This is a genomic window from Streptomyces sp. NPDC107498, from assembly GCF_055582805.1.
On the sequence record NZ_JBVJPE010000004.1, the window covers coordinates 1 to 13,707 of the forward strand.

Annotated in this window: 13 protein-coding genes; 9 read left to right on the forward strand and 4 right to left on the reverse strand. The window is 73.6% G+C overall.

Going from position 1 to position 13,707, the window contains the following annotated elements; translation table 11 throughout:
* A partial coding sequence (locus tag ACZ66Z_RS08310; protein ID WP_469933207.1) for an ABC transporter permease occupies positions 1–1,114 on the reverse strand: 1,114 nt, incomplete at its 3' end.
* A gap of 124 nt (positions 1,115–1,238) precedes the next feature.
* Here ACZ66Z_RS08310 and ACZ66Z_RS08315 point away from each other — a divergent pair.
* The 3 genes from ACZ66Z_RS08315 to ACZ66Z_RS08325 all read left to right on the forward strand — a co-directional run bounded on the left by ACZ66Z_RS08315 (position 1,239) and on the right by ACZ66Z_RS08325 (position 3,604).
* Entirely contained in the window at positions 1,239–2,012 is a 774-nt protein-coding gene (locus ACZ66Z_RS08315) for an aminotransferase class IV (RefSeq protein WP_469933208.1), read from the forward strand.
* A 329-nt stretch (positions 2,013–2,341) separates the two neighbouring features.
* A complete protein-coding gene (locus ACZ66Z_RS08320; RefSeq protein ID WP_469933209.1) occupies positions 2,342–2,896 on the forward strand; it encodes a hypothetical protein in 555 nt (184 codons plus the stop codon).
* A gap of 90 nt (positions 2,897–2,986) precedes the next feature.
* A complete protein-coding gene (locus tag ACZ66Z_RS08325) occupies positions 2,987–3,604 on the forward strand; it encodes a class F sortase (protein WP_469933210.1) in 618 nt (205 codons plus the stop codon).
* 58 nt (positions 3,605–3,662) lie between these two features.
* Here ACZ66Z_RS08325 and ACZ66Z_RS08330 read toward each other — a convergent pair whose 3' ends face one another.
* Positions 3,663–4,448 (reverse strand): sulfite exporter TauE/SafE family protein, encoded by a 786-nt coding sequence (locus ACZ66Z_RS08330; RefSeq protein WP_469933211.1) that lies wholly within the window; start codon positions 4,446–4,448, stop codon positions 3,663–3,665.
* Between the two features lie 170 nt (positions 4,449–4,618).
* Here ACZ66Z_RS08330 and ACZ66Z_RS08335 point away from each other — a divergent pair, with 170 nt between their 5' ends.
* The 5 genes from ACZ66Z_RS08335 to ACZ66Z_RS08355 all read left to right on the forward strand — a co-directional run bounded on the left by ACZ66Z_RS08335 (position 4,619) and on the right by ACZ66Z_RS08355 (position 10,374).
* Positions 4,619–6,037 carry an NAD(P)/FAD-dependent oxidoreductase gene (locus ACZ66Z_RS08335; RefSeq protein ID WP_469933212.1) on the forward strand — a complete coding sequence of 473 codons (1,419 nt, stop codon included), beginning with the start codon at positions 4,619–4,621 and terminating at the stop codon, positions 6,035–6,037.
* Positions 6,034–8,553 carry a nitrite reductase large subunit NirB gene (gene nirB / locus ACZ66Z_RS08340; protein ID WP_469933213.1) on the forward strand — a complete coding sequence of 840 codons (2,520 nt, stop codon included), beginning with the start codon at positions 6,034–6,036 and terminating at the stop codon, positions 8,551–8,553. Before ACZ66Z_RS08335 ends, nirB begins: the two co-directional genes overlap by 4 nt.
* Positions 8,550–8,894 carry a nitrite reductase small subunit NirD gene (nirD, locus tag ACZ66Z_RS08345; RefSeq protein ID WP_469933214.1) on the forward strand — a complete coding sequence of 115 codons (345 nt, stop codon included), beginning with the start codon at positions 8,550–8,552 and terminating at the stop codon, positions 8,892–8,894. Before nirB ends, nirD begins: the two co-directional genes overlap by 4 nt.
* 37 nt (positions 8,895–8,931) lie before the next feature.
* A complete protein-coding gene (locus ACZ66Z_RS08350; RefSeq protein WP_469933215.1) occupies positions 8,932–9,516 on the forward strand; it encodes a TetR/AcrR family transcriptional regulator in 585 nt (194 codons plus the stop codon).
* Positions 9,517–9,609: 93 nt separating this feature from the next.
* Positions 9,610–10,374, forward strand: a complete 765-nt coding sequence (locus ACZ66Z_RS08355; protein WP_469933216.1) for an SDR family NAD(P)-dependent oxidoreductase — start codon at positions 9,610–9,612, stop codon at positions 10,372–10,374.
* Between the two features lie 75 nt (positions 10,375–10,449).
* Here the strand turns inward: ACZ66Z_RS08355 and ACZ66Z_RS08360 are convergent, their stop codons facing one another.
* Entirely contained in the window at positions 10,450–10,893 is a 444-nt protein-coding gene (locus ACZ66Z_RS08360; RefSeq protein ID WP_469933217.1) for a group III truncated hemoglobin, read from the reverse strand.
* A gap of 191 nt (positions 10,894–11,084) precedes the next feature.
* On the opposite strand from ACZ66Z_RS08360, the gene ACZ66Z_RS08365 reads away from it, so the two are divergent.
* Positions 11,085–12,242, forward strand: a complete 1,158-nt coding sequence (locus tag ACZ66Z_RS08365) for an alkaline phosphatase PhoX (RefSeq protein WP_469933218.1) — start codon at positions 11,085–11,087, stop codon at positions 12,240–12,242.
* A gap of 52 nt (positions 12,243–12,294) precedes the next feature.
* Here the strand turns inward: ACZ66Z_RS08365 and ACZ66Z_RS08370 are convergent, their stop codons facing one another.
* Entirely contained in the window at positions 12,295–13,329 is a 1,035-nt protein-coding gene (locus tag ACZ66Z_RS08370) for an ArsR/SmtB family transcription factor (protein ID WP_469933219.1), read from the reverse strand.
* Between the last annotated feature and the right edge of the window lie 378 nt (positions 13,330–13,707).

Consider the following 13,707-nt stretch of genomic DNA (forward strand, 5'->3'; position numbering starts at 1 on the left):
TGCCCGTCGAACCGATGATCGCCGTGGTCTCACCCGGACGCGCGACCAGCGCCACGTCCTTCAGGACCGACTCCTCCGCGCCCGGGTAGCGGAAGCCGACGCCGTCGAGTTCGAGGCGGCCGGGGCCGGTCGGGGTCCGGACGGGACGGGCGGGCGCGGTGACGGAGGGGCGGGTGTCGAGGACCTCGCGGACGCGCTCGGCACCGGCTTCGGCGCGGGGCATGTTCATCAGGAGGAAGAGGACCATCATCACGGACATGGAGGTCTGGAGCAGGTAGCCGAGGAAGGCGACCAGGCCGCCCGGCTGGAGGGCTCCGGCGTCGATGCGGTGGGCGCCGACGTACACGAGGGCGACGGTCGTCAGCTGCCAGACGATCAGGACCGTGGGGAACATGAGGGCCTGGAGCCGGCCGGCCCGGAGGCCGACGGCGAGGAGTTCGTCGTTGGCGGCGCCGAAGCGCTCCCGCTCGTGCCGGTCGCGGACGAAGGCGCGGACGACCCGGACGCCGGTGATCTGTTCGCGCAGGATGCGGCTCGCGCGGTCCACGCGCTCCTGCATGCCGCGGAAGAGGGGCCGCATGCGCAGGACGACGGTGCCGACGGCGCCGGTCATCGCGGGGACGAAGAAGAGCAGGACGAGCGCGAGCGGCACGTCCTGGCGCAGGGCCATGACGAGTCCGCCGGCGCAGAGGAGCGGGGCGGCGACCAGCATGGTGAGGACGAGGACGGTGAACGTCTGGATCTGCTGGACGTCGTTGGTGGTCCGGGTGACGAGGGAGGCGGCGCCGAAGCGGCCGCGCTCCCGGGCGGAGAAGTCCTGGACGCGGCGGAAGACCTCGGAGCGCAGGTCGCGGGCGACGCCCATGGCGATCTTGGCGCCGGTGAAGGTGGCGGCGGCGGCCGCGGCGGCCTGGAGGAGGGTGACGGCGATCATGGCGGCGCCGCCGCCGAGGACGCGATCGGTGTCGCCGCGCAGGACGCCCTCGTCGATGACGCCGGCGTTGAGGGCGGGCAGGGCGAGGGAGGCGAGGGTCTGGACGAGTTGGAGGGCGACGAGGAGGACGAGGAGGGGGCCGTACGGCCGGAGGCGGGGAGCGAGCAGTCGGAACAGCATGCCGGGGATCGTGGTACCTCAAGTTTGGTTGAGGTCAAGTGCCGCCCGTGCCGCGCGCCGCCGGGTACCGCCGCCTCCGCACCGGTCGAGGCAGAGAGCCGCCGGTTCGCCGTACGGTGAGGGCATGACGACACCTCCCGCGCACGTCGAGATCGACGGGACCCCCGCGGCCGATCCGCGGCTCCTCGGCGCCCTTATGGGCGGCTACGGCCACTTCACGGCGATGCAGGTGCGGGACGGACGCGCGAAGGGCCTCGACCTGCACCTCGCCCGCCTCGACCGCTCGACCCGCGAGCTCTTCGGCCGGGAGCTGGACGGCGAGCGGGTGCGCGGGCTCGTCTCCGGGGCGCTCACGACCGCCGGGCGGCGGGACGCCTCGGTCCGGGTGTACGTGTACCCGGACGTCCGCACCGTCGTGACCGTCGCCGACCCCGCCCCGGACGGCCCCGGCGCCGCGCAGCGCCTGACCGCCGTCGAGTACTGGCGGCCCGCGCCGCACATCAAGCACCTGGGCGGCTTCGGCCAGCGCTTCCACGGCGACGCCGCCCGGCGGGCCGGCTACGACGAGGCCCTGCTGACCTCTCCGCACGGCGAGATCGCCGAGGGAGCGGTCACCAACATCGCCTTCTGGGACGGCACTTCGGTGGTCTGGCCGTCGGCCCCCTGCCTCGCCGGCATCACCATGAGCCTCCTGGAGCGGCGCCTGGAGTCGGTCCGGCGACCGGTCACCCTGGCCGACCTCCCCCGCTACCGGGCCGCGTTCGTCACCAACTCCCGGACGATCGCCCCCGTGACGGCGATCGACGGGCTGACGTTCCCGGTGGACGAGGGGCTGATGGGGCGGGTGCGCGCGGCATACGACGCCGTGGAGTGGGACGGCCTCCGGACCGAGCGGTAGGGGGAACGGGAGGGGCGCGAGGCACGGCGTCCCCCCGCGCGGGGACCGCCGGTCCCGCCCCGACCCCACGTCGACCGGCGCCGGGGATCGGCGCGGGCCGCTCACCCGTTCGGCACGAGCCGTCAACCGACGACTCGCAAACCGTTCCGACCTGCGGAAACGCCGGAAATCCAGGCGACACACCGTATCGAACGGAGCAATCCTGATGCCTCATCAGGAGGCGAGGCGCGCGGCATGCCTCTTATCTCGGTCTCAGAAGGTCCGGCTCCGGGACGTCCCTCCCGGGAGGACCAGCCGGCATGACCGCTCGCGCGCCCCGGAGGACCCCCATGCGCACCACTGCCCGTCTGCTCACCGGTACCGCGCTGGCGGTCGTCGCGATCGGGGCGCTCGCCGCCCCCGCGGCGTACGCGGACGAAGACAGCTGGAACTCGAACAACGAGAGCTGGAACTCGAGCGGCGGCAGCCACGAGTCGCTGGAGATCTCCCCGTCGTCCGCGTCCCCGGGCGAGACCGTCACCGTGAACACGCTCGCCTGCGGCAAGCACGGGCACGGCGTGGGCGACGCGAACTCGCTCGGCGCGGGCGAGTTCCAGCTGAAGCCGAGCACGCACAAGGAAGTCGTGGTCGGACGGTTCACCGTGCCGGAGCACGTCAAGGCCGGTTCCTACGGGATCAGCGTGGCCTGCGACAACGGCAAGACCGCCAAGGGCGACCTGTGGGTCAAGCACCGGAGCCCGAGCGGCCACGTCCAGACCGGTGTCGGGGGCAGCGTCGGCCCCGACACCGCCCAGGTCACGGCGGGCGCGGCGGTGCTGGCCGCGGCTGCCGTCGGCGGTGTCTGGCTCCTGCGGCGCCGGGCGAGCGGCGCACAGGGCCACTGAGACCACCGCCTGTCCTGCCCCCGCCGCGCGCCCGCACACGGCCCGGCGGGGGCAGGGCCACACCCCCACGAAGCGACCGAGGGAACCCAGGTGAGCAACAGGAGCAAGGGCTGGGGCATAGCCGCGGCCGCCTGCGTCGGGATCTGGCTCGTCCACAACGGCTCGGGGGACGTCACCCCGCCCGTGCCGTCGGCCGCGCAGGCCTTCGCCGCCGGACCCAGCGTGCACACCGACGCCGCCGCCGACCCGCTGCCGCCCTCGGTGCCGGTCCGGCTCCGGATCCCCGAGACCGACGTGGACGCCCCGGTGACGCGGCTGGGCCTCACGGCCGGCGGCGCGCTCGACGTGCCGCCGGCCGCGGACCGGAACCTGGCCGGTTGGTACGGGGACGGCACCACGCCCGGCGCCAAGGGCACCGCGATCGTCGCGGGCCACGTCGACAACGCCGACGGGCCCGCCGTCTTCTACACGCTGGGCACGCTCAGGAAGGGCCACCGGATCGAGGTGGACCGGCAGGACGGGCGGACCGCCGTCTTCACGGTCGACGCGATCGAGGTGTACGACAACCAGCACTTCCCGGACCGCAAGGTGTACGACGAGGCCGACCGTGCCGAGATCCGGGTGATCACCTGCGGCGGCGGCTTCTCGAAGAAGAACGGCTACCAGGGGAACGTGGTCGCCTTCGGCCACCTCATCGGGGTGAAGTAGCCCCGGCTCCGGTTCCGCCCCCGGCCCGCCCCCGGCCCCGGTTCCGCCCCGGCCCCGGTCAGGTCCACTGGTCGAAGGCCAGCTTCGCGACCAGCGACAGGACCACCACGAGCAGCACCCCGCGGACGAACTCGGCGCCCCTGCTCAGCGCCATCCGGGCGCCGAGCATCCCGCCGACGAGGTTGAAGACGGCCATGACGGCCGCGAGCCGCCCGTACACGGTGCCCTGGTGGGCGAACATGGCGAGCGCGCCCGCGTTGGTGCAGACGTTGACGATCTTCGCGGTGGCGGAGGCGGTCACCAGGTCCAGGTGGAGCACGGCGGTCAGCGCGAGGACCAGGAAGGTGCCGGTGCCCGGCCCGAACAGACCGTCGTAGAACCCGATCCCGCCGCCGACCACCACGATCGCGGTCACGATCCGCGCCCGGGTCAGCGGTGCCCGCTCCTCCCCCTCGGCCTTCGCCCCGAAGGAGGGCCGCAGCATCACGAAGGCCGCGACGCCGAGCAGCACCACCATGATCACCGGACGCAGGACCTCGCTGCTGATCCCGGCCGCGAAGAAGGCGCCGCCCATGGAGCCGACGAGGGCCGCGAGCCCGATCCGCACCGCCGTCCACACCCGTACGGGCGCCTTGCGGAGGTAGGTGACGGCGGCCCCGGTGGTGCCCACGATCGAGACGGCCTTGTTGGTGCCGAGCACGTACGCGGCCGGGACGTGCGGAAGACCGAGCAGCAGGGCGGGCAGCTGGAGCAGCCCGCCACCTCCCACCACGGCGTCGATCCAGCCCGCCACGAGCGCGGCGAGACAGAGCAGGACAAGGGTGGTCAGCGAGATGTCGGGCATGCTCGTGAGCCTAGGGAGGCGGTCGTTGCCCCGTCCATCGATCTCCTGATCGTTGAGCCGGTTCAGAGCTCGTGGCCTCACAGCGGCCCCCGGCCCGGGCGGAGATCAGCGTTCCGTACGGGAAACAGCCGGGATCCCGACGGGTAACACCGGCCCCGCACCCTTCCGGTATGAGTACACGGATCGTGGTGGTCGGGGGCGGAACGGCGGGCGCCCGGCTCGCCCAGCGCCTGCCCGTCACCCTCCTCGGCGAGGAGCCGCACGCCCCGTACAACAGGGTGCTGCTCGCCGACGTCCTCGCCGGGCGGTACGCCCCCGAGGTGATCGCCCTGCCCGGGACCCACGAGCCGGTACGGCTCGGGGTGCGGGCGGTGCGGATCGACCGGGCGGCGCGGACCGTCGAGTGCGCCGACGGCTCGCTCGTCGGCTACGACCGGCTCGTCCTGGCCACCGGCTCCAACCCCGTGCTTCCGCCGCTGCGCGGTCTGCGCGGGACGGCGCTCCCGGTCGGCGTCCACCCCTTCCGCACCCTCGACGACTGCCTGGAGCTGCGCGCCCTGGTACGGCCCGGGGTGCGGGCCGTGGTCATCGGCGGCGGTCTCCTCGGGGTCTCCGCCGCGCGGGCCCTCGCCGAGCGGGGCGCGGACGTGGTCCTCACCCAGCAGGGCGAGCGCCTGATGGAACGACAGCTCGACGAGCACGCCTCGGCGCTGCTCCGGGAGCACGTCGAGGCCCTCGGGGTCGAGGTGCACACCGAGTGCCGGGTCAGCGGCCTGCGGCAACGGGACGGGGCGGTCACGGCGGTCGAACTCGCCGACGGCTTCGTCCTCGACGCGCAGGTCGTGGTCCTGGCGTGCGGGGTGCGGCCCCGGGTCGCGCTCGCCCGGGAGGCGGGCCTCTCCGTCGCGACGGGCATCGTCGTCGACGACGAGCTCCGCACGTCGGACCCGTACGTCCACGCGGTCGGCGACTGCGCGGAGCACGCGGGGCGCGTGTACGGCCTGGCGGGCGCGGCCCTGGACCAGGCGGACGCCTTGGCGGAACTGCTGCTGGCCGGTGCCCCCGCTCCGTGTGGGCGATCGTCCCGCGGGGCGGGACGGGTGGGCGCACGGGACGGCGCCCTCGGCGGCGCCTCCGCCCTCCGCACCGAGCCGCACCACGAGGGCAGCGCCGTCGGGGCGGGCGTCCAGGCACAGGAGCCCGCGCCCGGCAAGGGGCGCCGTTCCGTTGTGCCCACCCTCCCCCGGGCTCCCGGCTCCGCTCGAACAGGGGGCACCCCCCTCGCCCCAGCGGGCTACACCGGCACCCGCGCCCTCACCCGGCTCACCCTCGGCGGTTCGAACCCCCTCGATCTCGCCGCCTTCGGCGAAGTCACCGCACGCCCCGGTGACGACGTCGTCCAGCTCACCGACGCCACGCGCAGCGCCTACCGGAAGGTCGTCGTCCGCGGTGACCGGCTCGTCGGGGGCGTCCTCCTCGGCGACCTGGCCGCGGTCGGCGCGCTCGCGAGGGCCTGGGAGGGCGACGAGGCCCTGCCCGCCGAGGTCCCCCTGCTCCACCTGCTCACCCACGACGGAGGCTCCTCATGACCACTCCCACCATCGTCCTGGTCGGCCACGGAATGGTCGGCCAGCGGTTCCTGGAGGCGCTCGCCGACCGTGGCGTCACCGAGCGGGCCAGGATCGTGGTCCTCTGCGAGGAGCCGCGCCCGGCCTACGACCGCGTGCAGTTGACCTCGTACTTCTCCGGCAGGACCCCGGACGACCTGTCGATGGTCGGGGCCGGCTTCATGGAGAGGCACGGCATCGAGCTGTACGTCGGCGACCCGGCCGGGACGATCGACCGGGAGGCCCGGACGGTCACCGCCCGTTCGGGGCGGGTGATCGCGTACGACACCCTCGTCCTGGCCACCGGCTCGTACCCCTTCGTGCCTCCCGTCCCCGGCAGGGACGCCCGGGGCTGTTTCGTCTACCGCACGATCGAGGACCTGCTCGCGATCGAGGAGTACGCGAAGACGGCGACGACCGGCGCGGTCGTCGGCGGCGGCCTGCTCGGCCTGGAGGCGGCGGGCGCGCTGAAGGGGCTCGGCCTCGACACGCACGTCGTGGAGTTCGCGCCGCGTCTGATGCCGGTGCAGGTCGACGAGGGCGGCGGCGCGGCCCTGCTCCGCACGATCGAGAGGATGGGCCTGACCGTCCACACCGGGACGGGCACGCAGGAGGTCGTGACGACGGACGGCGCCGTGTCGGGCATGCGGCTGTCGGACGGCTCCGAACTGGCCACGGACATGGTGGTCTTCTCGGCGGGCGTACGGCCCCGCGACCAGCTGGCCCGCGACTGCGGCCTCGCGGTCGGGGAGCGCGGCGGCATCGCGGTCGACGAGCTGTGCCGTACCTCGGACCCGGCGGTCTTCGCGATCGGCGAGTGCGCGCTCGCCTCGGACGGCCGGGTCTACGGCCTGGTGGCGCCGGGCTACGAGATGGCGCAGACGGCGGCGGCGGCGATCGCCGGGGAGGAGGCCGGGGACGGCTTCACGGGCGCCGACATGTCGACGAAGCTGAAGCTGCTCGGCGTGGACGTGGCCTCGTTCGGCGACGCGCACGGGACGGCCGGGGGCTGCCTCGACGTCGTGTACTCCGACTCCCGCTCGGGCGTCTACAAGAAGCTGGTGGTCTCCGCCGACGGGGTGCTGCTCGGCGGTGTCCTGGTCGGCGACGCCGAGCAGTACGGGCTGCTCCGCCCGCTGACCGGCACCGTGCCGCCGGTCTCCCCCGAGCAGCTGGTGCTCCCGGCGGGCGCGGGCGCCCCGGCCGCCCTCGGCCCGTCGGCGCTGCCGGACGACGCGGTGATCTGCTCCTGCCACAACGTGACCAAGCACGCCATCGGTCAGTGCGAGTCGCTGGCCGAGGTGAAGAGGTGCACCAAGGCCGGCACGGGCTGCGGCAGTTGCGTGAAGGTGATCGAGAAGCTGCTGCCGGCCCCCGCGGACGAGGGGCTCTGCGGCTGCTTCCCGTACAGCCGGAGCGAGCTCTACGAGATCGCCCGCACCCTGCGGCTGACCTCCTTCGCGGCGCTGCTGGACTCGCACGGGCGGGAGGAGGCGCGGGGCGGCGAGGGCTGCGAGGTCTGCAAGCCGACCGTCGGCTCCATCCTGGCCTCCCTCAACAACGGTTACATCCTCGACGGCGAGCAGGCCTCCCTCCAGGACACCAACGACCACTTCCTCGCCAACATGCAGCGCAACGGCTCCTATTCGGTGGTGCCGCGCATCCCCGGCGGCGAGATCACCCCGGACAAACTGATCGTGATCGGCGAGGTGGCCCGTGACTTCGGGCTCTACACGAAGATCACCGGCGGCCAGCGGATCGACCTCTTCGGCGCGCGGGTGGACCAGCTGCCCTCGATCTGGACGCGGCTCGTGGACGCGGGCTTCGAGTCGGGGCACGCGTACGGCAAGGCGCTGCGCACGGTGAAGTCCTGCGTCGGGCAGACCTGGTGCCGCTACGGCGTCCAGGACTCGGTGCGGATGGCGATCCGGCTGGAGCTGCGCTACCGGGGTCTGCGCGCCCCGCACAAGCTGAAGTCGGCGGTGTCGGGCTGCGCCCGCGAGTGCGCCGAGGCGCAGTCGAAGGACTTCGGGATCATCGCGACGGCCAACGGCTGGAACCTGTACGTCGGCGGGAACGGCGGCGCGACCCCGCGCCACGCGGACCTGCTCGCGCAGGACCTCTCGGACGCCGAACTGGTCCGTCTCGTCGACCGGTTCCTGATGTTCTACATCCGGACGGCGGACCGCCTGGAGCGGACGTCGACCTGGCTGGAGCGCCTGGAGGGCGGGCTCGACCACCTCAGGGACGTGGTGGTGCACGACTCGCTCGGGCTCTGCGACGAGCTGGAGGCGCTGATGGCCGCGCACGTCGCCGGCTACCGGGACGAGTGGGCCGAGACCCTGGACGACCCGGAGCGGCTGCGGCGCTTCGTCTCCTTCGTGAACGCGCCGGGGGCGCCGGACCCGTCGGTCCGGTTCGTGCCGGAGCGGGACCAGATCAAGCCGGACCTCACGATCCTCACGATCGGAACGCTGGAAGGGGCCACCTCCCGATGACGACGACGATGACGACGACCCTCGAACTGTCCCCGTCCCCCGACTCCTGGGTGGCGGTCTGCGAGGAGGCCCGGCTGACCCCGGGCCGGGGCGTGGCGGCGCTGCTGCCGGACGGCCGGCAGGCGGCGCTCTTCCGGGACCGGTCGGGCCGGACGTACGCGATCGACAACCGCGATCCGTTCACGGGGGCGCAGGTGCTGTCCCGGGGACTGCTCGGCTCGGTGGACGGGCGGGCGTTCGTGGCCTCGCCGCTCCTGAAGCAGCGCTTCGACCTGGAGACGGGCCGATGCCTGGACGACGACGAGGTCGCGGTGACGGTGTATCCGGTGCGATCCATGTGACTTGACCGATCGTTCCAGATGATCGTACGGTCCTTCCATGGCCAGGACCAAGGAATTCGATCCGGAGGCCGCGCTCCAGTCGGCCCTCGAACTGTTCTGGGCGCGCGGCTACGAGGCGACGACGATGTCGGACCTCGTGGAGCACCTCGGCATCGGCCGCGCCAGCGTCTACGCGACCTTCGGCAACAAGCACGAGCTGTACCTGAAGGCGATGGACCGCTACCTGGAGACCCGGGACCCGCTGCTCGTCGAGGAGCTGTCCGCGCCGGGGCCGGCCCTGCCGGCCGTGCGGGCCCTCGTCCGCCGCTTCGCCGCCGAGGCGGCGGCGGACGGGGAGCGGCTGAACGGCTGCTTCGTCACCAACTCGGCGGCGGAGCTGGGGCCGCACGACGCGGCGGTCGCCCGGCGGGTCGAGCTGAGCTGGGAGCAGGTCGAGACGCTCCTGCGCGGGGCGCTCGCCCGGGCCCGGGCCGGCGGCGAGCTCCCGGCCGACCGCGACCCGCGGGCCCTCGCCCGGATGCTGCTCGTACTGCTGCAGGGGATCCGGGTGGTCGGCAAGGTGTCGAGCGAGCCGGGCCGGGTCACGGACGCGGCGGAGCAGGCGCTGGCACTGCTGGACTGAAGAGCGGGCGCCCCCGTCGGGCGCCCTTTCTTCGGCCTCCATTCTGGAACGTACGGTCAAGTTCACCACCCGCCCACCCGACAAGGAGCCCTCATGTCCGCACGCTTCACCGACCGCACCGTCCTCGTCACCGGCGCCGGTTCCGGTCTCGGCCGGGCCATCGCGCTCGCGTTCGCCGCCGAGGGCGCGAGGGTCGTCGTCGCCGGACGTACGGCGGAGCCCCTCGACGGGACGGTCGCCCTGATCGAGGCGGCCGGGGGCACCGCCGCCGCGGTCACCGCCGACGTGTCGGACGCCGGGTCCACCGGGGAGCTGGTCCGGCGCGCGGTCGAGCTGTTCGGCGGCCTGGACGTCGCCGTGAACAACGCGGGGGTCTTCCGGGGCGGCGGCCACAGCGCCGCCGACCTCCCCCTGGAGGACTGGCGGACGCTGCTCGACATCAACGTCACGGGGGTGCTGCACGCCCTCCAGGCCGAGGTAGCCCACATGCGGGCGAACGGCGGCGGGGCCATCGTGAACATCGCGTCCAACCTGGGCCCGCACGTCCGGGTCCCCGGACTCTTCGGCTACCAGGTCTCCAAGGCGGCGGTCTCGGCGATCACCCGGGCCGCGGCCCTGGACCACATCGGCGACGGGGTCCGGATCAACGCCGTCAGCCCCGGCGCGGCGGAGTCCACGATGTCGCTGCGGCCCGGCGAGACGGAGGCCGAGCGGGAGGTCCGGATGAAGGAGCAGTCGCCGCTGGGCCGCATCTCGTCCGCGGCCGAGGTGGCGGCGGCGGTGCTGTACCTGGCGTCGGACGACGCGGGCTCCGCCGTCGGCACGGACCTGGTGATCGACGGCGGCGTCTCGGCCTGACCGGGGCGATCTCGGCCCGACCCGGACGAGGGGGCTCAGCCCCGGACGGCCGCCGGGTCCGCGGGAACGCTCCGCTCAGGCCACGGAGCGCAGTTCGAGGGCCGCCAGCGGGACGAACCCGCCGCCGGTGCCCTCCGTCGACCCGTCGCCCAGCCGCCTCAGCATGGCGAGGGCGATCCGCTCGCCCTGCGCCTTGGCCCGGTCGGCCCGGGGCCCCCTGTGGAGTCCGTCGACGCTCGCGTGCCAGAGCTGCACCCAGCGGCCGAAGTGGGCGGCGGTGAGCGGCCGGGCGGCGTGGAGGGCGGCGTGCGGGGCGAAGGCGTCGCGGCCGTAGTCGGCGGTACGGAAGAGGGCGCGCTCCCAGAAGTCGGCGATGCGCGGCAGGTGGACCTCCAGGTCGGTCCCCGCGAGCTCGGTGAAGAAGGGCCCGATCAGCGGATCGGCGAAGGCGGCACCGTAGAAGCGCCGCAGCAGCACGTCGAGGTCGTGGCGGTCACCGATGTCGGAGGTCTCACGCATGCCCTCCAGTGTGCCCCGACGCCGCGCGGGACCCCAGCGGTCCGTGTCGGCGCCGCCGTCCCCGCCCGGTCCCCGCCTCCTCCCCGTCATCGTTCGTTGACGTGGAGTCAACTCCGCACTCCTAGGTTCCGGAAGCGCGCGACCCCGTCGCCGACCGTGCGGCGGGGCATCACCCTTCTCGGGAGTGAGACGTGGAGCGACGCACTTTCCTGCGTGGAGCGGTCATCGGCACCTCGGCCGCCGCCTTCGGCGGCAGCCTGTGGCAGAGCGCGGCCGTCGCCGCCCCCGCCCAGCCCGGCGCCGGCCCGTACGGGGCGCTCGGCGCGGCGGACGCGAACGGCATTCAGCTGCCGGCCGGGTTCGGCAGCCGGGTGATCGCCCGGTCCGGCCGGACCGTGGCCGGCACCTCGTACGCCTGGCACAGCGCCCCCGACGGCGGCGCCTGCTTCGCCGACGGCACCGGCTGGATCTACGTCTCGAACTCGGAGGTCAACCCGAGCGGCGGCGCGAGCGCGGTGCGGTTCGACTCGGCGGGCACGATCACCGGCGCGTACCGCATCCTCTCCGGCACCCGCCAGAACTGCGCCGGCGGCAAGACCCCGTGGAACACCTGGCTGTCCTGCGAGGAGGTGTCCCTCGGCTACGTCTACGAGACGAACCCGTGGGGCGGCACCGCCACCCGCCGGGACGCGATGGGCCGGTTCAAGCACGAGGCGGCGGCGGCCGACCCGGTGCGCCGGGCGATCTACCTGACCGAGGACGAGACGGACGGCTGCTTCTACCGCTTCCTCCCCACCACCTGGGGCGACCTCTCCTCCGGCACCCTCCAGGTGCTCACGGCCGGCACCGCGACCTCCGGCACCTTCGGCTGGCAGAACGTGCCGGACCCGGACGGCTCCCCGACCACCACCCGCACCCAGGTCTCCGCCGCCAAGCACTTCAACGGCGGCGAGGGCTGCCACTACGCGAACGACACCGTCTGGTTCACCACCAAGGGCGACAACCGGGTCTGGCAGGTCGACCTCGCCGCCGGCACGTACGAGCTGGCCTACGACGACTCGCTGGTCGTCGGCGGCGGCGCCCCGCTGACCGGCGTCGACAACATCACCGGTTCCTCCTCCGGCGACCTGTACGTGGCCGAGGACGGCGGCAACATGGAGATCTGCCTGATCACGCCGGACGACGTCGTGACGCCGTTCCTGCGGATCAACGGCCAGTCCGGCTCCGAGATCACCGGACCGGCCTTCTCCCCCGACGGCACGCGGCTGTACTTCTCCAGCCAGCGCGGCACGACCGGCAGCTCCTCGGGCGGCATCACCTACGAGGTGAAGGGCCCGTTCCGCGCGTAGCGACGGACGGGGGCCCGTTCCGCGCCCGGCTACGGGCCCTCTCCGCGCGTAGCTACGGCGTGACCTGCCCGTTCCGCGCGTAGCCGCCCGGGTGGCAGCGCAGGTCCACCGCCCGCTGGGCGCCGCCGAGCAGGGCGGCGCCCAGCGGCGTCAGCGTGTGCAGGACCGCGTTGCCGTGGCGGAGGGTCGCGATGAGCCCGGCCTCGCGCAGCACGCCCGCGTGCTGGCTGGCCGAGGCCAGCGACACCCCGGCCCTGCGGGCCAGCTCGCTGGTCGTCCCGCCGTCCCCGATGGCGTGCAGGACGGCCGAGCGGGTCTGGCCGACCAGCTTGGCCAACGAGGAGCCGCCCGGCGCGCGGACGGTCGGCGCCTCGCCGTGCGTGACGGGGTAGACGAGGACCGGCGGCAGCGCGGGGTCGCGCAGCACCACCGGGGTCCCCCGGCAGAAGAAGGAGGGCTGGAGCAGCAGCCCGCGCCCGTCGAGGCGGACGTCCCGGTCGACCGGGTAGTCCGCCTCCAGGACGGGCGCGCGCCAGCGCAGCATCGGCGGCAGCGAGGCGAGCAGCTCCTCGGCACCGCCGTCCAGGAGGGCCCGGCCGCGGCGGGCCCGGTCGGCCTCGACGCGGGCCCGGAGGTGCGGCCAGTACGGTTCGATCGCGGCCCGGTGGTAGCTCCGCAGGGCCCCCACGAGCCGGTCGAAGGGCTCCGCGCCGCCGTCGGCGAGGGCGCGCAGCGAGTGGGGCACGGTCCGGCCGCCGGAGCGGTCGGCGGCGAGCAGCGAGAGTTCGCCGCGCAGCCTGTCCGGTTCGGTGGCGCGGATCGCCTGGAGGCCCTCGTCGAGGCCGTGGACGCCTTCGGCGGGCGTCAGGAAGTCGGGAAAATAGCCGCGGCTGGGAACGAGCGCGGCGAGGAGCCGGGTCTCGCCGCCGAGCCGCATCCGGGCGTCCGAGCGCCATTCCCCGTAGACGACGGAGCCGCGGCGGTCTCTTAAACGGTGAAAGCTCAGAATCGTTTCCCACAGAACGTCCGGCCGGGCGGCCGTCCGCACTCCCGCCAAGTCGTCTCCGGTGAAATGAATCCGCAGCATGAACGTCCCCACCTGTGCACTCGCAACCACCCCCGACGACGAGTATGCACAGCATCACTGCACGTTACCAGGGTGTTTCAGCCACAGTTGAAAGGCATCGCGGCGATCGGGGGGGAACCGAAAAGCTGTACGGGTCGGGCAGGAAACCTTCAGGACCGAGGTGACGTGGTGAAGACCGTGGGGGGCTTTGCCCGTCCGGCGGCGGTCGGCGAGGTTGTGGCTCACCTGCCCGGCATCGGTAAAGGGCGTGGCCTCCGGGTGGGGATCCGGGGGCCGCGCCCGCTCCGTTCTTTGCGCTGAGGAATCCGGAAGTTCAATGGCCAATAATTCAATCGGCCGCAATTGAACATTGACTCACATCAGCTCGACAAGCAGACA

Bases quoted from the DNA above. Each gene is read 5' to 3' on its own strand.
- ACZ66Z_RS08320 (WP_469933209.1), top strand. From the start codon at position 2,342: ATGCGCACCACTGCCCGTCTGCTCACCGGTACCGCGCTGGCGGTCGTC.
- ACZ66Z_RS08360 (WP_469933217.1), bottom strand. From the start codon at position 10,893: ATGCGTGAGACCTCCGACATCGGTGACCGCCACGACCTCGACGTGCTG.
- ACZ66Z_RS08335 (WP_469933212.1), top strand. From the start codon at position 4,619: ATGAGTACACGGATCGTGGTGGTCGGGGGCGGAACGGCGGGCGCCCGG.
- nirB (WP_469933213.1), top strand. From the start codon at position 6,034: ATGACCACTCCCACCATCGTCCTGGTCGGCCACGGAATGGTCGGCCAG.
- ACZ66Z_RS08330 (WP_469933211.1), bottom strand. From the start codon at position 4,448: ATGCCCGACATCTCGCTGACCACCCTTGTCCTGCTCTGTCTCGCCGCG.
- ACZ66Z_RS08370 (WP_469933219.1), bottom strand. From the start codon at position 13,329: ATGCTGCGGATTCATTTCACCGGAGACGACTTGGCGGGAGTGCGGACG.
- ACZ66Z_RS08350 (WP_469933215.1), top strand. From the start codon at position 8,932: ATGGCCAGGACCAAGGAATTCGATCCGGAGGCCGCGCTCCAGTCGGCC.
- ACZ66Z_RS08315 (WP_469933208.1), top strand. From the start codon at position 1,239: ATGACGACACCTCCCGCGCACGTCGAGATCGACGGGACCCCCGCGGCC.
- nirD (WP_469933214.1), top strand. From the start codon at position 8,550: ATGACGACGACGATGACGACGACCCTCGAACTGTCCCCGTCCCCCGAC.
- ACZ66Z_RS08355 (WP_469933216.1), top strand. From the start codon at position 9,610: ATGTCCGCACGCTTCACCGACCGCACCGTCCTCGTCACCGGCGCCGGT.